Annotated in this window: 16 protein-coding genes and 1 tRNA gene; 6 read left to right on the forward strand and 11 right to left on the reverse strand. The window is 70.5% G+C overall.

The genetic code is table 11. The features are described from left to right. Window positions 1–11 precede the first annotated feature (11 nt). From C9I47_RS10755 to C9I47_RS10800, 11 genes are all read right to left on the reverse strand, one after another. Window positions 12–1,259, reverse strand: a complete 1,248-nt coding sequence (locus C9I47_RS10755; RefSeq protein WP_111266739.1) for a hypothetical protein — start codon at window positions 1,257–1,259, stop codon at window positions 12–14. A gap of 38 nt (window positions 1,260–1,297) precedes the next feature. Then, window positions 1,298–2,647 carry a hypothetical protein gene (locus tag C9I47_RS10760; RefSeq protein ID WP_223250101.1) on the reverse strand — a complete coding sequence of 450 codons (1,350 nt, stop codon included), beginning with the start codon at window positions 2,645–2,647 and terminating at the stop codon, window positions 1,298–1,300. Window positions 2,648–2,798: 151 nt separating this feature from the next. Next, window positions 2,799–3,854: a hypothetical protein gene (locus tag C9I47_RS10765; RefSeq protein WP_111266741.1), complete on the reverse strand. Its 1,056-nt coding sequence runs from the start codon at window positions 3,852–3,854 to the stop codon at window positions 2,799–2,801. Between the two features lie 46 nt (window positions 3,855–3,900). Then, on the reverse strand, window positions 3,901–6,015 hold the full coding sequence (locus tag C9I47_RS10770; protein ID WP_111266742.1) for a hypothetical protein: 2,115 nt from the start codon (window positions 6,013–6,015) through the stop codon (window positions 3,901–3,903). 184 nt (window positions 6,016–6,199) lie between these two features. After that, complete coding sequence (locus C9I47_RS10775) at window positions 6,200–7,666, reverse strand: S8 family peptidase (RefSeq protein WP_223250102.1); 1,467 nt, start codon at window positions 7,664–7,666, stop codon at window positions 6,200–6,202. After that, window positions 7,663–8,436: a hypothetical protein gene (locus C9I47_RS10780; protein ID WP_111266744.1), complete on the reverse strand. Its 774-nt coding sequence runs from the start codon at window positions 8,434–8,436 to the stop codon at window positions 7,663–7,665. Before C9I47_RS10780 ends, C9I47_RS10775 begins: the two co-directional genes overlap by 4 nt. Continuing rightward, on the reverse strand, window positions 8,433–8,723 hold the full coding sequence (locus tag C9I47_RS10785) for a hypothetical protein (protein WP_111266745.1): 291 nt from the start codon (window positions 8,721–8,723) through the stop codon (window positions 8,433–8,435). The genes C9I47_RS10780 and C9I47_RS10785 overlap by 4 nt, the downstream gene beginning before the upstream one ends. Continuing rightward, complete coding sequence (locus C9I47_RS10790) at window positions 8,723–9,694, reverse strand: hypothetical protein (RefSeq protein WP_223250103.1); 972 nt, start codon at window positions 9,692–9,694, stop codon at window positions 8,723–8,725. Before C9I47_RS10790 ends, C9I47_RS10785 begins: the two co-directional genes overlap by 1 nt. A gap of 10 nt (window positions 9,695–9,704) precedes the next feature. Beyond that, window positions 9,705–15,533 (reverse strand): N-acetylmuramoyl-L-alanine amidase, encoded by a 5,829-nt coding sequence (locus tag C9I47_RS10795; protein ID WP_190238483.1) that lies wholly within the window; start codon window positions 15,531–15,533, stop codon window positions 9,705–9,707. Between the two features lie 10 nt (window positions 15,534–15,543). Next, window positions 15,544–15,879: a hypothetical protein gene (locus C9I47_RS17720; protein ID WP_141481018.1), complete on the reverse strand. Its 336-nt coding sequence runs from the start codon at window positions 15,877–15,879 to the stop codon at window positions 15,544–15,546. Between the two features lie 301 nt (window positions 15,880–16,180). Then, window positions 16,181–17,113: an AfsR/SARP family transcriptional regulator gene (locus C9I47_RS10800; protein WP_111266748.1), complete on the reverse strand. Its 933-nt coding sequence runs from the start codon at window positions 17,111–17,113 to the stop codon at window positions 16,181–16,183. A gap of 328 nt (window positions 17,114–17,441) precedes the next feature. Here C9I47_RS10800 and C9I47_RS10805 point away from each other — a divergent pair, with 328 nt between their 5' ends. From C9I47_RS10805 to murB, 6 genes are all read left to right on the forward strand, one after another. Further along, on the forward strand, window positions 17,442–17,801 hold the full coding sequence (locus C9I47_RS10805; RefSeq protein WP_111266749.1) for a helix-turn-helix domain-containing protein: 360 nt from the start codon (window positions 17,442–17,444) through the stop codon (window positions 17,799–17,801). Between the two features lie 78 nt (window positions 17,802–17,879). After that, a tRNA-Arg gene (locus C9I47_RS10810) sits at window positions 17,880–17,956 on the forward strand. Between the two features lie 108 nt (window positions 17,957–18,064). After that, the gene (gene amaB, locus C9I47_RS10815) at window positions 18,065–19,597 is read left to right on the forward strand and encodes an L-piperidine-6-carboxylate dehydrogenase (RefSeq protein ID WP_111268091.1); all 1,533 of its coding nucleotides are present in this window, start codon (window positions 18,065–18,067) and stop codon (window positions 19,595–19,597) included. Between the two features lie 19 nt (window positions 19,598–19,616). After that, window positions 19,617–20,387, forward strand: a complete 771-nt coding sequence (locus tag C9I47_RS10820; RefSeq protein WP_111266750.1) for a metallophosphoesterase family protein — start codon at window positions 19,617–19,619, stop codon at window positions 20,385–20,387. A gap of 31 nt (window positions 20,388–20,418) precedes the next feature. Further along, on the forward strand, window positions 20,419–21,480 hold the full coding sequence (locus C9I47_RS10825; RefSeq protein WP_111266751.1) for a quinone-dependent dihydroorotate dehydrogenase: 1,062 nt from the start codon (window positions 20,419–20,421) through the stop codon (window positions 21,478–21,480). A gap of 63 nt (window positions 21,481–21,543) precedes the next feature. Next, entirely contained in the window at window positions 21,544–22,626 is a 1,083-nt protein-coding gene (gene murB / locus C9I47_RS10830) for a UDP-N-acetylmuramate dehydrogenase (RefSeq protein WP_111266752.1), read from the forward strand. Window positions 22,627–22,854: the final 228 nt, after the last annotated feature.

Below are 22,854 nucleotides of genomic sequence, written 5' to 3' on the forward strand. Positions count from 1 at the left end.
GCGTGCTCCGCTCAACCGCCGCTGCCGCCGGCACCGGCCGCGTTGCGGGTCGACGGGATGTAGTTGGGGTCGACCGGCGTCGAATTGCCCTGGATCGCGGCGATCATCGCCGGCGAGGCCAGTTTCTCCATCGGGAAGTAGTCCGACTTGAAGTTGACCCGCACCTCGCCGGTCAGCTTGGCCTTCATCTCCTGCTTGGATTCGGACTCCTCGTCGACCGACGAGGACACCGTGGTCATGTGGGTCTGCACATTGGTGTTGGCGGTGGCCGCGCCGCCCCATCCGAAGTGCGCGCCGGCCACGGTGGTATTGCGGTTGTAGCTGGTGTCGCGGTCGTACAGCGAGGCGGCGGCGCTGCGCTGGGCCTGGTCGGAAGCGCGGAAGTCGAACACCACCTTGGCATTGATCGCGCCGTCGGTGATCACGATCCGGTTGATTCCGAGGATCACCATCGACGACAGCAGCTGCTGGCGGCTGCGCGCCATCTGCATCCGCGCCGCCTGCGCCAGCCGCCCCTCCTGCTCGGGATCGGACAGGTCGGTGATCGGCTTGGCCATCTGCATTTCCTGGTTGACCCGGCCCATCACCTCCTGCGCGTTGTCTTCGTTGACCAGGGCCACGCGCGGGCCGCCGCCCTCGTCGAAACCGTCGCTGGCGGTCTCGATGCGGAAGTCGCCGGCGAAGCGGTCGACCAGCCAGTCGCGGGCGTTGTTCAGGCTGATGTTGTCGGAGGCGAACTGGTCGACGGTCTGCGAGACCGACTTGAGCAGCTCGCCGTAGGCGCGCATCTGCTGGATCGAGGCGTCGACGATGGCCTGGAACACGTTCTGGATCAGGCCACCGACGAAGGCGGGGAAGTCGACCGCGCCGATGTACTTGCGGAAGTTGGTCGCGCCCTGCTCGACCGAGCCGGCCTCGAAGTCGCTGCCGGCGAAGGTGCCGACCTTCTCCGATGCCTTGCGCTTGGCGGCGTCGACCTCGCCGGCCAGCGCGCGCGCCAGGCCGCCCTGCGGCGCCTCGTCCTTGGCCAGCACGCCGCGGCCCGGGGTCAACTCCTGTTTGGCCAGGCCGTCGGGGTTGGACATGTAGGAGGCCACCCGCACCATGTTGCGGGCCAGCTCCTGCTGCTCGGCCACCGGCAATTCGCGGAAGCCCGGCGAGGACTGCAGCAGGCGTCGCACCTGGGGCCGCACCGCGGCCAGGGTCTCGTCGTCCAGCCAGGCCGGATTGTGGGTTGCGCGGGGCACGGGTTCGCTCATGGCGTGGGCTCCGTGGCGATTCAGGGTCGCGGCCGCGATCAGGGCGTGGCCGCCGGGGTGTTCGCCGGGGCCTCACCGGTCGCCGGAGCGGTCCCGGGTGGGGTCGGCTGCGGTCGTCCGGCCATGGTCTTGACCATGCCCGGCTGGGCGTTCATCTGGATCGCCGCGATCGCCTCCGGATTGGCCATCTTCTCCAGCGGCAGGTAGTCGCTCTTGAAGTTGACCTCGACCTGGCCGGCCAGGCTCGCCCGCGCCTGCAGCGAAGCGTCGTTCTGCAGCTGCGAGGTGCTCATCATCTTGATGATCGGCTGCTCGGTGTACTTGTAGTTGCCCTTCGAGTACCAGCTCGCATCCTGGCGGTCCTCGCCGCTGCCGCTGCCGCCCTCGTACTTGCGGTCGTACTCGCCTTCGTAGCCGCGGGTCTTGGCGATGTTGCCGTAGGCATCGCGCTGGTGATCCATCTTGGTCGCGCTGTGGCGGTACTTGAGGTTGTCGCGGGCCTGGAAGTCGTACATCACCTTGGCCGAGATGCGGCCGTCGGTGACCACGATGCGGTTGATGCCGAGCATCACCAGGGTCGCCAGCAACTGTTGGCGCCCGGTCGCGATCTGGGTACGCGCGGCCGGCACCAGCAACGCCTCGACCAGCTCGTCGTCGAGCCGGGTGATCGGCTTGTCCAGCGGCAGCGACTGGTTCAGGCGATCGATCGCGCGACGCTCGTCGACGTCCTGGCGCACGACCACGCGCGGCTCGTTGCTGGGCTGCTCGTCGCCGAAGGTGCCGAAGTCGCCCCAGTCGCCGGCCCCCATCTGCAACTGGAATATGTCGGGGAACTGCTCGACCAGATGATCGCGCCCCTGGTTCTGGGTGGTGTTGTCGTCGCGGAACTGGTTGAGGCTCTTGGACACGTCCGCGACCAGCTTGGCGTAGGCCTCCATCTGCTGGATGGAGGAGGTGACGATCGAGTTGAACACGCCGTCGATCAGCCCGGTCACGAATTCGGGGAAGTTGACCGCCTGCATCAGCGCGCCGGCCTGTTGCACGCCGGTCTTCAGCGCGGTGCCGAACTCGGGCTGGTCCGACGCCGGCAGCGGCTCGCTGTCGTCGCCGGCGAGCGCGCGCACCTGCGGGCTCTGCTGGTGCGGCTTCAGGCGGATGCCGTCCGGCTCGGCGAGATAGCTACCGATCTGGACCAGCCCCTTGGCCAGCGCTTCGCGCTTGTCCGGCGCCAGGTCCTGGAACGACTGTGCCTGCTCCAGCATCTGCCGCACCTTGCGGCGCACCGCATCGGTGGTTTCCCGGCTCGCGCCCGGGGCGGCCGCGGCGGCGCCAGCGGGTGCCGCCATCGCACGGGCCGAGGGGATTGTCTTGGGAAATATGGCGGACATGGCCTGTGCTCCGGATAGGGTGGATGCGGGTAACGGACCGGTGCGACCCGGTCCCGGACGCCCGTGGGCGCGGCGTGAGCCGCGATGAAGCGTTCATGGGAAGGTCCGGTCGCGGCTCACGCCGCTCCTGCCAGACCTCGCCAGGCATGACCTACTGCAGCGCCCGCGCCTCCTCCAGTTGTTCGCGCATCTCGAACTCGATCGGCCGCACGTACAGACTGATCCGCGCCGGCGAGTTCGGCGTCACCCGGATGCTCAGCACCGAGAAATGCCCGTGCTCGCCCGCGTCCATGCCGAACGCCTCCAGCCAGCGCGCCAGCGCGGCCAGCTGACGCGGCCGTTCGGCCAGGCCGAGCTTGAGCAGGTCGAGGAAGCGCGACGGCAGGTCGGGCAACGAGGCCAGCAGGATCTCCAGCTTCATCTCGACCCCGCCGGGCGTATTGCGCATGCCGATCAGCACCCCGCCGGAGGGCAGCTCGAAGCGTCCGCCCAGGGCGACGCCGACGATCCGCATCAGGCTCGGCAACTGGTGGCCGATCCCGAGCCGGTTCATCAACGGCCCCAGCGCCGCCACCACCAGCGGGCCACGATGCAGGAAGGTCACCCGTTGGCTGCCGGCCTCGCGGTTGCAGCCGATCGAGGTGAAGATCGGCATCAGGCTCGGCATCTCGTTCATCGCCTGCCGGGTCAGTCGCGCCAGCGGCGCGGCCAGCGCGTCGATCTGGCTGGGCAGCAGCTCGTAGTAGATCTTGGTCGCGTACAAGCCGTCCTCGTCGAACGCGCTGCCGAACCAGGCCCCGTAGCTCATCCAGCCCAGGCCGCCGAAGCCGCGCCATTCCTCGCTGCGCGAATCGAACCAGCGCAGCGCGTCGCGGCCGAACACCGGACACACCAGCCGCCGCATCTCGCGGGTGGCTTCGTCGCGGCGCGCGACCGGCGAGGCTTCCGGGCCGAGCGGCTCGATGGTGAAGCGCAGCGTGCCCGGCTCGGCCTCGGAGAACGACGGCTCGTACGGCACCGCCCCCGGGGTCAGCGCGTTGCGGGTATAGGCGACATCGTCCTCCGGCAGGCTGAAGGTGCGATCGATCAGCGAGTCCAGGTAGGGCAGCGGATCGCGCGTGCCCAGCGCACGCGCCGCGCTGCTCAACGAACGTTTGACGTGGGCCGCCATCGGCCGTTTGCCGATGTGACTGATTGGCTTGTTCATGGCCTTGCTCCCATGACGGTGGGCCCCTCGATAAGGTGGCGGCGCGCTACAGCGGCGGCAACGCGCCATTGAGGCTGTCGCCGATGCCGCCGGTCAGCGAATCCAGCGCCTCGCGCGCGAACGCCGGCATCTCGATCGGCTTGCTGGTGATGACCGGCGATTCCACCGGCTGCGCGAACTGCTCGACGTGGTCGTCCTGGACGCCGCCGACCGCCAGCCACTGCTCGCAGGCCTGCACCAGATCCCAGTCGTTGGGCTCGACCGTCGGCCGGTCGCTGCCGCGCAACTGCGGGTTGGTCAGCGCGGCCAGCGAAATCACCTCGCCGAAGCGGCCGCCCAGGCGCTGGTGGTGATTGGCCAGCCAACGGATGATCACCGCGCCGGCATGGGCCTGGGTGCGGTAGCGGTGGGTATTGCGCGGACCGCCCAGATAGTTGGCGTTGACCTGGTCGATCACCTGCCAGATGTCGCGCGCGCCGAAGGCCGTGCGCAGCTCCGGATCGTTGAGCTTCTCCAGGTACTCGCGGATCATCGACTGCAGCTCGGTGGCGGCGAAATAGGCGATGCCGTAGCCGTGCAGCGACAGGTTCGCGGCCAGGTCGCGACCGGCCTTGCGGACCTGCTCCTGCGAGACCGCCACCGGGATATTGCTGCGCAACAGCCGGTCGACGGTGAGCTGACGCGCGAACGAGGACACCGCCGACACGAAGCGCAGCCACAGGTCGTTGAACTCGCGGTTGGGCTGGTTGCCGTTGGGGTCGCCGCCGGGCGCGCCGAACACCCGCATGTACAGGTCGCGACGCTCGCCCTCGGTGATCCGGTCGACCGCGCGCTTGTAGTAGTTGAACAGGTAGTCGCCGGCCTTGCCGCGTCCCAGCGGCAGCAGTCCGGCCCGGAACAGTTCGACGATGCGCTCCACCACCTGCGGCAGATGCATCTCCTCCAGCATCCAGGAGAAGTAGATCGCCTGCACCGCATGCAGGTTCTCGCGGACGATCTCGACGTCGGTGCTCTCGTCCAGGTCCGGCAGCATGATCTCCATCGACGACGGCGGCGCACCGGCGACGACGCCGGTATCCATGTCGTAGGCGTTCTGGATCCGGCTGGCCAGCCAGGCATCGTTGGCGCTGACCTTCTCGGTGGCAAGGCGGCGCACCACCGCGGCGACGTTGCGGCCGCTGAGCGCGCAGATCGTCTCCGCCGGACTCGGCTCGAATGCGGCCAGGCTGGCGCGGATCGAGGCGGCAACCGAGGCATCGCTGGCCTCGGCCTTGGCCTCCTTGGCGGTCGCCAGCGCCTCCTTGGCCACGATCGCGGCCGCCTTGGCCTGCTCGGCGGCGGTGTCGGCGGCCTTGGTCGCCACGGTCAGCGCACGCTTGGCGGCGGTCACCTCCTTGCCGCCACGCGGGTGCGCGGCCTGGGCCGCATCCAGCTCGGCCTGTTTTTCCTTGACCACCCGGGCCAGCGCCTGGGCCGACTCCTTGGCCGCCTGGGCGGCGCGCTCGGCGTCGGCGGCACGGGTCGCCGCGCCCTGGGCGGCATTGATCGCGGCACGCTTGGCGGTCGCATGGTCGAGCATCTCGGTCCGGCTCTGCGGGTCGCCACCCGGGTCCACGCAACCGACGATGGCGGGGTCGACCAGGCCGGCGTCGATCTGCGACTTCAGACTGACCTCGTAGCGCTGGCCCAGATGCGCGAACACGGCGTCGAACAAGGCGCGATGACGACGGTACTCGCCCTGCGCGCTGCTGATCTTCTGCACGAAGTCCGGACGCGCGGCATCGGTGTAGCCGTCGATCTGCAGCAGTCCGCAGATCGAGGCGATCTCGCGCTCGTTCTTCTCCAGCGGATCGAGCAGGTTTCCGATCATGCGCTGGCTGCCAAGCAGGCCGTACTCGTGGACGAAGGAATTGTCGCGACGCAGTTCGCTCCAGTCCCTCTGCTGATGGGTCGCGGCCACCAGGCGGTAGAACGGATCGATCACCACGTCGCTGCCGAGCTGCTTGCGGATCCGGGTCAGCTCCTCAAGCTGCTTGCTGCTCAGGCCGCCGCTGGTTTCGGCGGTCTTGTCGATGGTTTCGAGGACTTGCTGGCGGGCACGCAGCTCCTGGCGCTTCTTCAGCTCGCGCTCGCCCAGGTCGACCAGCAAAATGCGTTTCATGACTGTTCTCTCCTATCGGGAACGGAGTGGATCGAGCGGGCGCGACGTGCTCCTTGAGCGGCTGCCGCGGCGCCCACCGGTTCGCGGGACTTGCCTGAACTTCGTTTGCTCGCCATTGGGTATCTCCTCGGCAGCGGTGCATCGGTGTTGTCGTGCGTGGGCATGGCAACGGTTCCTGCGTTGATCAGGCCGCGACGGGCGCGGTCCGGGGCTCGGAAACGGGTTCGAGATCGTCGTCCGCGCTGGCGGCCTCGGCGGCGATGTCGCGATCGATGCGCCGGTCGAGCAGGCGCAGCGCCGCGGCCGCATCGAGCACGCCGCGACCGCAGCCGCCGACACCGGCACGGCCGAACGGCGTCGCGCTCTCGACCAGCAGCTCGCGCGCGTCGTCGCTGTCCAGCGGCCAGGCGCGGCGCTGCGCGCGCGACGCCAGCAGCGCGCAGGCGGCGGCGGCGAACGGAGCGGCGAAGCTGGTCCCGGTCGCGGCCTGGTAGCCGTGCAGGCCACAGGTCAGGATGCCGTTCCCCGGCGCGCACACCGCGACGTGTCCGCCACGGGTGCTGAAGCCGGCCGGCCGGCGTTGGCGATCGACCGCGCCCACCGCGATCACGCCCTCGTGGGCGGCCGGGTAGTAGCGCTCCTCCAGCCCGGAGTTGCCGCTGGCGGCGACCAGGATCACCCCGCGCGCGAGCGCGTAGCGGATGACTTCCTCGTGCGGCCTCGGCGCGTCGGTGGCCAGGGCGCTCTCGGGCGTGCCGAAACTCATGTTGATGACCTTCACATTGAGGTCGATCAGGCGCTTCATTCCGGCGTCGATATTGTCGAGCGCGCCAACCCCGAAGCGACGCTCGCCGGGTCCGAGCGCGGCGCCGAGCACCCGCACCGGGGTCAGCCCGCAGGCGCCGGCGCCACCGGGCGGAATGTCGCGCCCGCGCGCAGCCAGGATGCCGGCGCAACCGGTGCCGTGACCGACCTCGTCCTGCGGCTGTTCGCCACGATGGCGGTAGTCGCCCACCAGGGTCAGTCCGCCGACCAGTTCCGGGTCCAGGTCGACGCTGTCGAAACCGGCGCGCAGGCGCGCCTGCAGCTCCTGGTGCTCGAGCGCGACCCCGGTGTCGGCCAGGCCGATCACCGTCGCGGGGTCGCCGGGCTCGTAGGCCAGCGCCTCCGGCAGACGGATCAGCTCGCGCGCCCACAGCGGGTCGCTCACGGTGTGCGGATCGACGGGGTTGTCGCCACCGCCGCCATCGGCCGCGAACGGGCCGTGGCAGAGATGATCGGCGCAGACCCGCTCGACCACCGGCACCTCGGCCAGCGCCTGCAACAGAGCCGGCACTGCGTCCGGATCGCGCACCTCGATGCGCAGCACCCGCGCCACCCCGCTGATCTGCTCGACATCGTCGAAGCGGCGCGCGCCGGGCACCGGGCGTTCGACCCGCCGCTTGCGGGCGCTGTGCAGGCGGGTGACCCGGAACGCGCCGCCGTGGTGACGCAACAGGCGATCGATCACACCGCCGTCGATATGCTCGGCCTTGTCGGTGCCGTAGCCGATCACCGCGCGCAGGCCGGGCACGTGCTCGGGCACCTCGCCGAGCCTGAGCGTCAGCAGCAGGCGGCCGCGCACGGCGGGCATCGCACGACGCATGTTCATGGCGCCTCCCACTGGCCGAGCCGGCCTTCGCTGAGTTCGACCCGGGCGACCTCGCCCTCGCCGAAATCCAGTTCCGCCTCGCAGCCGAGCTGGTGCGCCAGCGGCGCCAGCACGATGGCGTCATCGCCCGACTCCACCACCGGCACCGCCTCTCCGGCCGCGCGCACCAGCGGCAAGCGTCCGCCGCGCAGCCCCGGAGTACTCAGATGCACCCGCCGGGTCGCCTGACCGTTGGCGCCGGGCTCGACCCGGGTCACCCTCGGCGCGGCGGCGCTCAGCAGCGCCTGCTGCAGGCGGTTGACCGGCATCCGCGACAGCCGCGCGATGACGTCGGCGCCGGCGGTCTTCTTCAGTTCGTTGAGCTGGGTGACGGTGCGCACGCCGATCCGCTCCAGGCGGCGCTGCTCGTCCTCGGTGATGCGATCGCCGAGCGCCTCGCGCAGGCTGAACTTCGGGTCCTCGGCTTTGAAGTCGACCGCGTTCTCCTCGATCATCGGCTTGGTTATCGTGGTCAGCGCGAGCTTGATCGTGCTGGCCTCGGACTCGCCCGGACCGGCCGGGCGCAGGAACACGTCCTCGTCGACCATCTGCACGAACGCGCGCAGGTCCATCGAGACTTCCTTGACCGCGAAGGTCAGCGGCAGCTTGCCGACCCGCGCCTTGATCGCCATCGCCGCCTGCGCCTTGTCCAACTGCTCGGTCAGGGCCTGGATGAACAGGTCGAACGGGATGCCGCTGTCGCGGACCAGAGGCGGAATCTGCGCGCTCATGGCCAGGCCTCCGTCGACACCTGTACATTGCCGGTGGCCTCGTCCTCCGCGTCCGCGGCCGCGTCGCCCCAGGCCAGCCGCAACCGCGAAGGCGCGATCAGCCAGTCTCCGCTGCCACGACTGCGCGGCACATCGGCCAGCAGCACGCAGCCGCCATCCTGCAGCACCGGACGCAGTTCCAGCGGCAGGGTCATCTCGGCCCCGGCCAGCTGCACACCGCCGCGCGTCTCGACCGCGAGCAGGCCGTCATGCAGCTCCTCCAGCAGTTGCGACAGCTCGCGCAGCATCACCCACCTCCCTCTTCGCGCGGCGCCGGCGCCGCGGCCGGTGCCGTCGGCGCGGCCGCCGGTTGCTGCGGACGCATCGCCGGGGAGTGGCGCTGGACCAGCGCGGCCTTGGCCGGCTCGACCATGCGCTCCAGCGGCAGGGTCTCGCTGACGAAGTTCAGCTTGACCTCGCCGAACAGGTCGGCGCGGACGTTGGACTCGTTCTGCGCGTTGACCGCGACCGTCGACACCATCGTCGAGCTCTGGCCCTCGTAGCTGAGGCTGCCGCGCTCGCCCCAGTTGGCGACCGCCTTGGGATCGGTGCCGGCGGCGTAGCCGACCTTGGCCGCGTCCTGCGCGGCGGCGCGGAACATCACCTTGCTGGTGATGCTGCCGTCGCGCACGACCACCCGGTTCATGCCCAGCATCACCATCGTCGCCAGCAACTGCTGGCGTTCGCCGCCGACCTTCAGCCGCACCTGCGGCAGCACCTGCTGCTCCAGCAGCTCGGTGGTCAGGATCTCGTTCTCGATGCCGTACTCGGCCAGCCACGCGGGCTCCAGATCGTCGCTGCGCGGCGCCAGTTGCGGCTCCACCCGCTCGCCGCCGTCGGGCAGCAACAGCTGCACTTCGCCGGGATAGCGACTGGCCAGCCAGTCGCGCGCCTGGTTCGGAGTGACGTTCTCCTCGGTGAACTGCTCGACCGTCTTGGCGACCGCCGTCACCAGGCTGGAGTAGCTCTCCATCTGCCGGATCGAGGCGTCGACGATCGCGTCGAAGGTGCCGTGCACGAGCTGGGCGACGAAGCCGGGAAAGTCGATCTCGTTGACCATCGCGCCGGCACGCCGGGCGATGGTCTCGGTCGCCTGCGGCTTGGGCGCCGCGGTGGCGCCCGCCTGGCCGTTGCCGCCCTCGCCGGCCAGCGCGCGCGCGGTCGGCGCGCCGCCGCGTGGCGGAAAGATCCTGCTACCGGTGCCGTTGCGCTCGGACACGATGCATTCCTCAGGCCGTGGTCACCCAGCGGTTCTGGCGCTCGTAGCGGCCGTCACCGAGCAGGCGCAGTTCGATCCGCGCCAACGGGCTGCCCTCGGCCAGGCCGACGAAGCGGTAGTCGATGCCGACCTTCAGCGCTGCGACGCCTTCGACATCCCCGGCATCGTCGATCCGCGCCATCACGTCGACGCCGTGGTCCAGCGACAGGGACTGCGCCGGCGCCAGTCCCGGCTCATGCTGGACCCGCTGTTGCGCATCGCCGTTGCCGCCATGGGCGGCGACCGCGATGCGGACATCGCCGACCGCGCCCTGTGCGGCGCGGAATGCGACCGTCAACGGCAACGGCGCCGGCTGTCCTTCCAGCGCCGGCCAGCCGCCCAGGTCGACATGGACCTCGACCGGCTCGGCGGCGGCAGCGACCGCGCCCGCGGCGGGCGCCTTCAGGCCTTCCAGTTGTTCCAGCGACCAAGTGCTGGCGCCGTCCTGGCCCCGCTGTACCGACATCCGGGTGCCGGCGACGCGGCTGGGTTCGATCGCCTCGGCGCCATGACCGTTGCCGGCCGCGTCGTCCTGCAGGGCCCGCACCGCCGAAGGCGGCCGCGCCAGCCGCAGCCGGCCACCGCCATGGGCGGCCCGCGCTCCACGGGCCGCGGGCCGGGCCGCCAGCGACTGCGAGGTCGCCGCCGTCTCCGGCAGGTACAGCACCCGCCAGTTGCCGTAGTCCGGCTCGGCCATGTTGCCGTAGTCGGCGGCGAAGTCCGCGAACGGGAGCCAGTCTTCGTAGCCGCCGTTGGGCGGGTTGAAGGCGACCGGATCGCCATCGAACGCGATCCGGGTATCCCAGGGATTGAGCACCTTGACCTCGGTCGCGGCCGGGTCGCTCAGGTCGCCGCGAATGCCGGCGACCACGACCGCGTGCGGCGCGCCCACGATCACCACCCACAATGGGCCGTGCAGGCTGAGCCAGCGCGCCCACTCCTGCGGGCTGTGATAGAGGCTGGCGTTGGAGGGCTGCGGAATCACGCTGAAGCCGTAGCGATCGCGCACGTTCTCCAGCAGGTCCCAGTCGTAGGAGGTGGACAGCGAAGCGCCGACTTCCTGCGCCAGCGTTTCCGGCGAAATCGACTGACTGCGCCGGTACGACAGCAGCATCGCCATCGACGCCGCCCAGCAGGCGTTCTTGTCCGGCTGCGGGATCAACGCGACCGGATAGTCCGAAGGCCCCTCGTCCTGCAACGCACGCACCCGGGTGCGCGGCGAGTCGGCGGCGCGCAGCGCCCGGGTCGACAACGCCAGGGCGATGCCCAACAGCTCGTCGCGCGCCTTCAGATGGCCGACGTAGCCCAGACTGCCGTGACGCAGCTGGACCAGGTCGTCGGGCGTGCCCGGATCGCCGGAGGCGGTGTCCAACGGGATGCCGGCGGCTTCGAACGCCGCGTACACCAGCTCCGAGCAGTAGAACGAGCGCGCGGTGTCGTCGTCGACGCCGGCGATATCTCGGATCGCGTCGAGCACGCGGCTGGAGAACGGGAACAGGATGCGGTAACCGGCGCGGGCGACGCCGCCGTAGTTGTAGGGACGGCCGACCTGGGCGCGGGCGAAGTCGACGATCGCCTGGGCACGGCTCGCATCGACCCGCGGATCGCGGTAGGCGACCGCGAGGATCGCCGGCTCGATCGCCGTCGCCAGCGGGACCTCGCGCACGCCGTCGCCGACCGCCTCGACCACGTTGCCGTCGCCGACGTAGACCATCGCGTGGCTGATCGCCGACAGGGTGCCGGCACGGATCGCGTAGGAGACCGCATGCCGCGCGGTGGAGACGATGATGTCGCCGGGCGCGAGCGCGTCGGGGCCGATCGACTGTCCCCCGATGCCCGGGTCGAGCGGAATCTCCAGCGACTGCGACAAGGCCTGCGCACCCGAGCCGATGCGGACCGGACCGACGATCCGGTACTCGCTGGCCGGACCGCAGTCGACATAGTCGGAGTCGGCTTCGACGTCCCAGTTGCCGTCGCCGAGAAGCCCCAGCGGCGTGCCGCCGTGATCGAGCGGGTTGTAGGCGTAGATCCGTTCGCCGTTGGCATAGAGCTCGTAGGCGGGGAACTCGTCGTGGCCGCCGACCACGCGCGCCTGTACCCGGCCGCCGTTGACCCGCACGTGCACGGCCAGATTGGCGTCGATGTCCGGCGACAGCGCGACCAGCGGCAGCGCGCCCTCGACGTGGAAGCTGACCACGATCGAGCCTTCGGCCATGCTGATGATGCCGTTGTGCGAGCTGCCGCCCAGCCGCACGCTGAGGTTGTCGTCGCTGGTCTCCAGGGTCTCGCGCGCGCTCGGGCGCGCGCCGGACTTCAGATTGCGGTACCAGTCCGGTTTGCCGGCCGCCGCTTCGGTGTCGGCGACCGCGTACTCGGTCGATTCGCCCCAATGGCGGTCGAGCACGTCCAGGCGGGCGCGGGTCTCGCCGTCGCCGAAGTGCAGCCGCGCGCTGATTTCAGCGCGACTGCTGCCGCCATCGTGCTGGAAGCCACGGCCGTCGCCGCCGAAGGCGCGATCGGAGACGACCGGCCGTTCCATCAGGATCGCCGGCGACGGAATGAACACGCGCAGCTTGAGATCGACCGGCAGCAGATCGGTCACGCCCTGCGCCCGCGCGCTCGGGGCCGGTGCGCGAGCCGGCGCGCCGCCGCGCGCACGGGTGCCGCTGTCCAGCGAGAAACTGGTGGCGCGCCCCTCGATCCAGTCGATCTTGCGCGGGGTGATGAAGCAGCCGCGGTTGAGGCCGCGATCGACCGGCTCGCCGCTGACATGCACCGCGCAGATCAACGCCTGCAGCTGGCCGCCGGCATCGCTGACGGTGTAGACCGGCGATCCGCTGGCGCCCATCAGCGACAGGATCGGATAGTCGATGGTGTCCGCGGTCGGCGCCTCGCTGACGAAGCCGCCATGCAGGTGCTGCTTGTCGCCGTCGATGGCGTAGTCCAGCTCGGGCACCTTGCGCGAACCGGCCGAGTAGCCGCACACGGCCACCGGCAGCTGGGTCGACGGGGAGGCGTTGAGGAAGCGGAAGAACCGGCCGTGCGGGGCTGCGATCGGCACGTTGTCGATCACCGCCAGGTCGTTGTCCCAATCGCCCGAGCCGCCGTAGCCCGGCGCCACCCGCCACGACGAGGCATCGACGGTGGCGTCGCCGAACGGACGCCCGCCGGCGCCGTTGCGGCCGGGAATGATCTGGCAGCTGGCCATCCCATGCAGGTTGTGGGCGCAGGTCAGGATCCGGTTGCGGCCGATGTAGAAGCCGGTGCCGCTGTAACGCGCACCGTCCGGCGCGGTCATCTTCAACTGGCAGATCGCCGAGTGCGGGAACTGGCGGGTATCGTCCACGCCGGCGAACCATTCCTCGCGGGCCTGGCTGAACGCGTCGAGCGTGCATTGCAGCGCGGTCGCCGGATCGCTGGGGTCGTAGAACGGCGCGATGATCTCCTGCGCCCGCGAGTAGGCGCGGCGGCCACCGCGCACCGCCAGCCCCTGCGCGGTCGGCGCCGGGGCCGCATCGGGCTCGTAGCAGGTCCGAGAGGTGACCATGCCCATGTAGTAGTCCCAGTCCCAGACCGCGTTCGGGCAGCCGGTATGGGTGGTGCGGGTGTCGGCCTCGGAATGGCCGAGGATGTGGGTACGGTCCATCGGGATGCCGTACTGGTCGCACAGCCAGGTGACCAGCGCCGCCGACGCGCACAGCTGCGCCGGGGTCGGGTTCAGGCCGCGGGTGTTGGCGACATGCTCGATGCCGATGCTGGTGCCGTTGGCCGAGCGCGCATGCCAGGCGACGTCGTCGTGGCGCACCATCTGCACCACCTCGCCGTCCTGGCCGATCACGTAGTGGGCGCTGACCTCGGCGTCGGGATTCTGGAACCAGCCGATGGTGCCGTTGATGTTGGCGCCGCCGTCGGTGATGTGGATCACCACCCGTTCGATCGTGCGCCCGCCCGAGGTCGCGCGGTAGTTGCCGCTGTGGGCGGCGACGAAGCGGTCGGCCTGCGGGTATTCCGGCGTCGGCGCGTTCAGCGCGCGGACGCGGCGGGCCAGCGCCTGGGCGGTGGCGACATCGTCCGGAATCGGACCCTCGATGCCACGGCGGCTGTCGTCGGCGGCGGCGCCCAGCGCGCGCGCGCCGCCCCGGGCGGTGCCCGCGCGGCCGCCGCGCCCGAGCGCGAACGACAGGGTCAGGCCCCAGCCGGCGGCGGTGGAACGGATCCAGTTGAGCTTGGCCGCGGTGATCCGGCAGCCCAGGTTGGTGGTGTCGCTGTGCGCGGCCACGTGCACGCCGACCATGTGCGCCTGCGGGCTCGCGCCCTCCTCGATCCAGTAGACCGGCGAGCCGCTGGTGCCGCCGAGGGTCTGCAGGTCGTAGTCGAAGGTCTCGTCGCTGGGCAGGCTGCGGATGTGGCCGCCCATCATGTGCTGCTTGTTCGGATCGATGGTCTCGTTGACGAAGTGCTCGATGATGTCGTTGGCGTACCAGCGCGCGGCGTAGCCGCAGACCACCACGCCCTCCGGCCGCGACTGGTTGAGCTCCTCGACCAGGTCGAAGTAGTGCGGCGCCGACACCGCGTTCGCCGCCGGCACCTGGATCAGGGCCATGTCGAAGTCGCTGCCGCCGTCGTAGGACGGATGCGGGGCGAAGTTCGCCGAACCTACCCGGAAACGCCCGAACGGCTCGGTACCGCCGCCGGTGCCGCCGCCGTTCTTGCCCGGCACGATGATCAACTCGCTCTGCCCGGCGACCACGTGGGCGGCGGTCAGCAACAGCCGCGGACCGATGAAGAAGGCGCTGCCGTGCAGGGCGCCCTCGGCGCTGCCATCCGGCCGCCGCACCTGGCAGATCGCCGAGTGCGGCGGCACCGTGGTATCGCCGACGCCGAGGTACCACATCGCGCTGTCGACGAAGAAGCCGATCTGCGCGGTCAGCGCATCGAACCAGTTGCTGGGCTGGTAGTACATCGACACCAGCAATGGCCGCGCGACCGGCCTGGGCATGCGATGCGAGAGCCGATAGCCGCGCAGCGACTGCGAAACGGCCGGCGCCGGCGTCGTGATCGGCGCCTGGCCATTGCCGTTGCCGTTGCCGTTGCCTGCATGGGTCGCGGCACCGTTGCCGGCCACGGCAACGCCACCGTTGCCGGCGCCGTTTCCGGTGCCCGCGTCTGCCGCCCCCGTCGCCCCCTGCTGCCACAGGTCGTCGGGATAGCCGTCGCTGTAGGGAGCCGCGTCCTCGGCGGCGGCATCTTCGTAGCCATTTCCATGACCATTGCCGGCGACCGCGGCACGACCGCCGCCATTGCCACTGCCGTTGCCGGCCACCGCCGGCGCCATCACGTCCCCGCCCCAGCTCAGCGCGTGGCCATTGCCGTTGCCATCGCCCAGGCCATTGCGCGCGGTGCGGCGCAGGCCGCGCTCGGTCAGTCCGGACAGGCTCACGTACATGTGGCCCGCGTCCGGCACCTTGACCGAGATCGGCCGCTTGCGGTCCTTGTCCTGGTAGGTCGCCAGCCCGAAGTACAGCCGCGGCTGGCCGATGAAGCGCGCGACCACCGCCGGCGGCACCAGGTAGACCGACTCGCGCCCCCCGGCCGGGTAGCGGCTCCCGGCCACGCCCGCGCTCAGCAGGCGGCTGGAGAAGAAATTGCGACTCGTGCGGCGGTTGCGGTTCTCGGCCTTGAGCAGCTCGGGATCGGTGGCCAGGCCAATCTCGAACAGGGGAAGGTCGGTGCGGACGGTAAAGCCCAGCACGCTGAAGCGATCGTCGATCGACTCGCGGTTGGCTCGGATGACTGCCATGGCTGAACTCCTAGCGGCGCTTGCGTGCAGGAATGGACGGCGCGCCGGCGTCCGCCGCCGCGGCCGGCGCGCGCGAGGGCAGCGCCAGCGCGACCGGCTGGTCGCCTGCGTCGTTGATGACCGTGGATACGCGTTCCCAGAACCGCTGCTGGGCATCGATGCCGATGCCCTCCAGGTGCGGTTTCATGAAGTCGACCACCGTTTCCAGGTGGCGGAAGAACACCCGTTGCCCCGACTGCACGTGCTCGACCGAGCCGCGCCATTCGGCGGCGACCGTTTCGCTGTCGCTGCGCTCGCTCCATACGCGGACGATGAAGGCGGCGGTGCGATCCTCGAGCAGTGCCATGACGACGCCCATATGGTGAGGCCTGGGCCGAGCCTGCGCCCGCCGCCTCACCGGCGGATCACCGCCGCATCACACCCGGATCACCGCGACCGGCCGGGCTGTGATGAGGGTGTGAGAGACGCATCACAGGCACGCCGCCGCCGGCGCAGGGGCCTGCGCCGCGGCGATCGTCGGGAACGTCTGGGTCACGGGCGGGGGCGCGGCCCGGGGGAAGCGGACGCGATTGGCCGGACCACTGGCGACGGCCTGCCCACGGCCACGGTGCGGCACGCGCCGTGCGGGGGCGCCCGGATCGCCGCCGCTAGCGGCGCAGGAACTCCAGGCTCAACTGCAGCTGGGCATCGGCCTCGGAGAGCTGGCGCCTGGCCCGGTCGATCAGCAGGCAGGGGTCGGCCGGGGTCGGGTCGCGCAGCGGGCGGGTCGCATGGAAGCCATGGCCGGGCACCGGCAGCGACCAGGCCGGCTCCTGCCCGGCGACGCCGACCGCGCTGTCGGCGATGCGCCGGTAGACCTCCATCGTCTCGCGCATCGGCTGGATCGCCAGCTCACGGCGCAATAACTCACGGCAGCACTCGAACTGCTGCAGCGCCTGCGCCCGTTGCCCGCTCATCACATACAACTGCATCAGGTCGCGGTGCACGTCCTCGCGCAGCGCGTCGCTGTCGAGGATCGCCTGGGCATGGGCGATGGCCTCGTCGTAGTCGCGACGGATCGTCGCCAGCTGCATCAGCCGGCCGAGCGCGTTGAGGTAGTTGCGGCGATGCTTCTCGCGCTCGCGCAGGGCCCAGTCGTCGGTCACGTCGAGCAGGATGTCGGACGCGTACATCGCCACGCCGCGGCGCAGACCGTCGATGTCGGCGTCGCTCAGCCGCTCCGGCGCGCCGGCCAGGCCCGGCGAGATCAGCCGTTCGAACTCCTCCACATCCAGCCACACCCCGGCCGGGCCGTTGAGTCCGATCGCCCCGCGGCGGTCGCTGACGATCAGGTCGCCCTGCTTCAGCGGCGGTCGCTCGACCATCCGCCGCAGCCGCCACAGCGCGGTGTTGAACGAGCCCGGCGTCGACGAACAGGCGCGCTCCGGCCACAGGTTCGCCAGCAGCTCGGAACGGCTGAAGTAGCGGCCATGCCCCAGCGCCAGATAGGCCAGCAGATTGGCGCAGCGGCCGGCGATCGCGACGCCCTCGTCGTCGTCGCTGGCCACCGACAGTGAACCGAACAACCGTATCCTCAGCATCGCGGCTGGCTCCTGCCATGGCGGACGGCCGACGCCGCCCGGAGATCCGATCCTCGGGACCGGCGCCGCCAGCGCCGAAGCCGCGCCGACGCCGGAGTCCTCCCCCCTGCGTTCGTGACATGTTTCGCATATCCGCGCACCGATCGGAAGGTCCCGGCCCGGTGTGGCCGCTGCAAGCCCCGCTGACCGTTGATCATGGGCGCAAGCCGCGTTTACGTCTGCCCCCGATTGCAAGCGGAACGGGACAACTTCGGGCAAGAATCACTGTCCGGACAGCGGCGGCGTACGGATCACTCCATCGGCAAGGATCGCGAACGAAGGAGGCAGGGTGGGCGCACTATCGCTGAGAGTCAGGAAGGCCCGGGTCCAGGCGACCCTGTCCCAGGCCGAGCTGGCGCGCAAGGTGGGGGTCAAGCGCAGCGCGGTGACCCAGTGGGAGCACCCCGCCGGCACCACGCCCAGCGTCAATCACCTGATCAAGCTCGCCCTGGAAACCGGGGTCAACTTCGAGTGGCTGGCGACCGGCCGCGGACCGACCCGCTGCGAGGGCAGCGAACCGATCCCGGCGGTGATCATCGACGACTACGCCCGCGACGAGCACGAGAGCACCGCGCTGACCCAGTTCCGCCGGCTGTCGCCGAGCCGGCAGCGGATGGCGCTGGAGATTCTCGACATCCTCGCCCGCTGAGCCGCCAGGCCCGCGCAGCCGCGGTCGGCGCCCGGGTTTCCGTCCCGGTGCCGGTTCGTGCGAAAATGCCCGTCTCAAGGCCCCGTAGCTCAGCTGGATAGAGCGTCCCCCTCCTAAGGGGAAGGTCGCACGTTCGAATCGTGCCGGGGTCGCCATACGGCGAAGAACGAGTGAAGGGGAGTGAGAAGTGAGAGGAGGCGCCCGTCCCTGCTCCTCTCGCTTCCCACGCCTCTTCTTTTATTTTTGATCCCATGGAGTCCCCGATGACGCACCCCGTGCTTTCCGCCCTCGGCCTGACCGGCACCGAATCCGGTACCTACCTCGGCAACAACGAATGGTCCAGGACCAGCGACGCCGGTGTGCTGGAGCCGGTCAACCCGACCGACGGCCAGGTGCTGGCGAAGGTACAGGCATCGTCCAAGGCCGACTACGACACCATCCTCGAGCGCGCCCAGGCGGCGTTCAAGGTCTGGCGCACCACTCCGGCCCCGCGCCGCGGCGAGGCGATCCGCCTGTGCGCCGAGGCCCTGCGCGAGCACAAGGACGCGCTGGGTTCGCTGGTCGCGCTGGAAATGGGCAAGTCCAAGCCCGAGGGCGACGGCGAAGTCCAGGAAATGATCGACATCGGCGAGTTCGCCGTCGGCCTGTCGCGCCAGCTGTACGGCCTGACCATGCATTCCGAGCGCCCCGGCCACCGCATGTACGAGCAGTGGCACCCGCTGGGCCTGGTCGGCATCATCTCGGCGTTCAACTTCCCGGTCGCGGTCTGGGCCTGGAACAGCTTCATCGCCGCGGTCTGCGGCGACATCAGCATCTGGAAGCCGTCGCCGAAGACCCCGCTGTCGGCGATCGCCTCGATGAAGATCTGCAACGAAGCGCTGCGCAAGGGCGGCTTCCCGGACATCTTCTTCCTGTTCAACGACGCCGGCACCGAGCTGGCCCAGCACTTCGTCGACGACAAGCGCGTCGGCCTGGTCAGCTTCACCGGCTCGACCAAGGTCGGTCGCATCGTCGGTGAGCGCGTCGCCCGCCGCATGGGCCGCTCGCTGCTGGAGCTGGGCGGCAACAACGCGATGATCGTCGATGCCAGCGCCGATCTGAAGCTGGCGATCCCGGCGATCGTGTTCGGCGCCGTCGGCACCGCCGGCCAGCGCTGCACCACCACCCGCCGCGCCTTCATCCACGAGTCGATCTACGACGACGTGCTGGCCAAGCTGGTCGCCGCCTACAAGCAGGTCGAGGGCAAGATCGGCGACCCGACCGACCCGGCCAACCTGATGGGCCCGCTCAACAGCTCCGACGCGGTCGACGCCTACCTGGACGCGGTCGAAGCGGCCAAGGCCGCCGGCGGCACCATCGAGACCGGCGGCGCGAAGATCGAGCGCGACGGCAACTTCGTGCTGCCGACGATCGTCACCGGCCTGTCCAACGACGCCGAGATCGTCCAGCACGAGACCTTCGCGCCGATCCTGTACGTGATGAAGTTCAGCAAGCTCGAGGACGCGATCGAGCTGCAGAACGCGGTCCCGCAGGGCCTGTCCTCGGCGGTGTTCACCGAGAACCTGAAGGCGGCCGAGGCGTTCCTGTCGGCGGCCGGCAGCGACTGCGGCATCGCCAACGTCAACATCGGCACCTCGGGCGCGGAGATCGGCGGCGCGTTCGGCGGCGAGAAGGAAACCGGCGGCGGCCGCGAGTCCGGCTCCGACGCCTGGAAGGCCTACATGCGCCGCCAGACCAACACCATCAACTACTCCGACGCGCTGCCGCTGGCCCAAGGCATCAAGTTCGACCTCTGACCGCCGACGGCCCTCCCCCATGCGTCTGGCCGTCGTCTCGGACATCCACGGCAACCTGCCCGCGCTGTCGGCCGTCATCGCCGACATCCGCGGGCGGGACTGCGACACCGTGGTCAATCTGGGCGACATCCTGTCCGGCCCGCTGTGGCCGGCGCAGACGGCCGACCTGTTGATGCGGCAGCCATGGCCGACCATCCGCGGCAACCACGAGCGGGCCCTGCTGGAGACCCCGCGCGAGGCGATGGGAACCTCGGACGGCCATGCCGCGGACGCGCTGGACGAGGCCCATCGGGCCTGGCTGGCCGGGCTGCCGGCGACCCGCTGGCTGGCCGGCAACGGCCCCGGCGCGGAGGTCTTCCTCTGCCACGGCACCCCGGACGACGACATGGCCTATTTCGTCGAGTCGCCGGCGCCGGGCGAGGCCCGCGCGGCCAGCGTCGCCGAGGTCGCGATGCGCGCCGGCCAGGTGCCGGCGCGGGTGATCCTGTGCGGCCACACCCACCGGCCGCGGATCGTGCCGCTGCCCGACGGCCGCCTGGTGGTGAACCCGGGCAGCGTCGGCCTGCAGGCGATCCAGATCCGCGGCGACGCGGACGCGACCGGATGCCCCCCGCACGCGATCCAGACCGGTTCGCCGCAGGCCCGCTACGCCCTGCTCGAACACGACGCGGACGGCTGGCATGCGCGCATCGTCGAGGTCGAATACGATCACCACACAGCGGCCAGGATGGCGGCGGAAAACGGCCGCCCGGACTGGGCCCACGCCCTCCAGACCGGCCATGTTCCCTGAGCCCCGCCCCTTGAGACCCGCCAGGCCCTGAATGTACGCGCTCGCCCGCCCCTTCCTGTTCAGCCTCGACGCCGAGCGTGCCCATGGCGTCGCCCTGCGCGCGATCGAGCGCGCCCACCGCATGGGCATGAGCTCGCTGCTGGCGACGGCGTCGGCGCCGTTGCCGACCCGCGCGTTCGGCCTCGACTTCCCCAACCCGGTCGGCCTGGCCGCCGGCATGGACAAGAACGGCGAGTACATCGATGCGCTGTTCGCGCTGGGCTTCGGTTTCGTCGAGATCGGCACGGTCACCCCGAGGGCCCAGGAGGGCAATCCCAAGCCGCGGATGTTCCGCCTGCCCGAGTGCAAGGGCGTGATCAACCGGCTGGGCTTCAACAACCAGGGCGTCGATGCGCTGGTGCGCAATGTCGAGCGCGCGAAACTGCGCGACCGCGGCATCCTCGGCATCAACATCGGCAAGAACAAGACCACGCCCAACGAGATCGCCGACGGCGACTACATGTACTGCCTGTCGCGGGTCTACCCGCTGGCCGACTACGTGACCGTCAACATCTCCTCGCCCAACACCGCCGGCCTGCGCGAGCTGCAGGAGGAGCAGCAGCTGCGCCGCCTGATCAGCATCCTGCGCGAGGAGCAGGAGCGGCTGGGCGCCAAGCACGGCAAGCGGGTGCCGATGCTGGTGAAGATCGCCCCGGACCTGACCGATGCCGACATCGACGCCTGCGCGCGGGTGCTGACCGAGCTGGAGGTCGACGGCGTGATCGCGACCAATACCACGATCTCGCGCACCGCGATCGAGGCCCACCCACTGGCGCGCGAAAGCGGCGGCCTGTCCGGACGTCCGCTGATGGGCCAGGCGACCACGGTGCTGCGGATGATGCGCACCCGCCTGCCCGAATCGATCCCGCTGATCGGTGTCGGCGGCATCCTGAGCGGTGCCGACGCGGTCACCAAGACCGCGGCCGGCGCGACCCTGGTGCAGTTCTACAGCGGCATGGTCTACCGCGGTCCGGCGCTGATCCACGAATGCGTCGAGGCGATGCGCCGACGCAAGGAAGCGCCCAGCAGCGGACCGTTGAAGCCCGGCCGCTGAGGCCGGCCCTGACGACATGCCGACCACCGCCCCCCGCGCCGTCGACCCATCGATGAGCAACCGATGAGCATCCGCATCCTCCGCGACGCTCCGCTGCAGGCCCGCAACAGCTTTGCCGTGCCGGCCCGCGCCGCCTGGCTGGCCGAGGTCGGCGACGCCCGTCGGCTGCCCGAGGCGCTGGCGCGGATGGAACCTGCCGACCGGGCTCCGCTGGTGCTTGGCGGCGGCAGCAACCTGCTGCTGGTCGACGACCCGGCGATGCCGATGATCGCGCTGACCGGCCAGCAGGTCGATTTCAACGATACCGGCGACGCCCGTGTGCAGGTGCGCGCCGATGCCGGCGCCCACTGGCACGACTTCGTGATGCGGACCCTGGCGCACGGCCTGGGCGGGCTGGAGAACCTGGCGCTGATCCCGGGCACCGTCGGCGCCGCGCCGATCCAGAACATCGGCGCCTACGGCGTCGAGGTCCGCGAGTACATCCATGCCGTCGAAGCCTACGAACCGGCCAGCGGCCAGACCCACCGCTTCGATGCCAACGCCTGCGCGTTCGCCTACCGCGACAGCCGCTTCAAGCGCGAGCGCGACCGTTACATCGTCACCGCGGTCGAATTCGAGCTGCTGCGCGCCGATGCCGGCCACTCCCTCAAGCTCGACTACGCCGGCATCGGCGACGAGCTGGCGGCGATGGGCATCGACGCACCGACCGCCAGCGACGTCGCCGACGCGGTGATCGCGATCCGCCGCCGCAAGCTGCCCGACCCGGCCGTGATCGGCAACGCCGGCAGCTTCTTCAAGAACCCGATCGTCGCCGCCGACCTGGCCGAGGCGCTGCGGCGCGAACATCCACGCCTGCCGGTGTACCCGCTGGCACCGTTCCCTGCCGACGCCGCCGGCCACGGCGAGGCCCCACACGGTGGCCTGTGCAAACTGTCGGCGGCCTGGCTGATCGACGCCTGCGGCTGGAAGGGCCATCGCGACGGCGACGCCGGCATCGCCGCCAGCCACGCCCTGGTCCTGGTCAACCACGGCAGCGCCAGCGGCGCGCAACTGCTCGACCTCGCCCGCCGCGTCGCCGGCTCGGTGTCCGAACGCTTCGGCGTCGCACTCGAGCCGGAGCCACGCATCGTCGGCGCATCGTGGTGATCCCGGACCCACGCATCCCCCGCAACCGCGGCGCAGCCCGCAACCGACACCCGACTCGTGCCTCTCGCGCCGCCCGTAGGCGCGGCGCCCGCCTGCCTGTTTGCTGCAGCATTGCCTGTCGCAGCGGCGTAAGCCGCGATTGGACGTTCGCGACCACGCCCATCGCGGCTTACGCCGCTCCTACGGATGTTTCCATGCTCGCCTGCGCCGCCCGCGACCGCGCGGGCG

Origin of the sequence: Marilutibacter maris (assembly GCF_003233695.1) — a bacterium.
Taxonomy (GTDB): domain Bacteria; phylum Pseudomonadota; class Gammaproteobacteria; order Xanthomonadales; family Xanthomonadaceae; genus Marilutibacter; species Marilutibacter maris.

Coding starts and splice junctions, on each gene's coding strand:
- C9I47_RS10760 (WP_223250101.1), bottom strand. CDS start 2,647: ATGTCCGCCATATTTCCCAAGACAATCCCCTCGGCCCGTGCGATGGCG.
- amaB (WP_111268091.1), top strand. CDS start 18,065: ATGACGCACCCCGTGCTTTCCGCCCTCGGCCTGACCGGCACCGAATCC.
- C9I47_RS10820 (WP_111266750.1), top strand. CDS start 19,617: ATGCGTCTGGCCGTCGTCTCGGACATCCACGGCAACCTGCCCGCGCTG.
- C9I47_RS10770 (WP_111266742.1), bottom strand. CDS start 6,015: ATGAAACGCATTTTGCTGGTCGACCTGGGCGAGCGCGAGCTGAAGAAG.
- C9I47_RS10755 (WP_111266739.1), bottom strand. CDS start 1,259: ATGAGCGAACCCGTGCCCCGCGCAACCCACAATCCGGCCTGGCTGGAC.
- C9I47_RS10780 (WP_111266744.1), bottom strand. CDS start 8,436: ATGAGCGCGCAGATTCCGCCTCTGGTCCGCGACAGCGGCATCCCGTTC.
- C9I47_RS10795 (WP_190238483.1), bottom strand. CDS start 15,533: ATGGCAGTCATCCGAGCCAACCGCGAGTCGATCGACGATCGCTTCAGC.
- C9I47_RS10775 (WP_223250102.1), bottom strand. CDS start 7,666: ATGAACATGCGTCGTGCGATGCCCGCCGTGCGCGGCCGCCTGCTGCTG.
- murB (WP_111266752.1), top strand. CDS start 21,544: ATGAGCATCCGCATCCTCCGCGACGCTCCGCTGCAGGCCCGCAACAGC.
- C9I47_RS17720 (WP_141481018.1), bottom strand. CDS start 15,879: ATGGCACTGCTCGAGGATCGCACCGCCGCCTTCATCGTCCGCGTATGG.
- C9I47_RS10785 (WP_111266745.1), bottom strand. CDS start 8,723: ATGCTGCGCGAGCTGTCGCAACTGCTGGAGGAGCTGCATGACGGCCTG.
- C9I47_RS10765 (WP_111266741.1), bottom strand. CDS start 3,854: ATGAACAAGCCAATCAGTCACATCGGCAAACGGCCGATGGCGGCCCAC.
- C9I47_RS10825 (WP_111266751.1), top strand. CDS start 20,419: ATGTACGCGCTCGCCCGCCCCTTCCTGTTCAGCCTCGACGCCGAGCGT.
- C9I47_RS10800 (WP_111266748.1), bottom strand. CDS start 17,113: ATGCTGAGGATACGGTTGTTCGGTTCACTGTCGGTGGCCAGCGACGAC.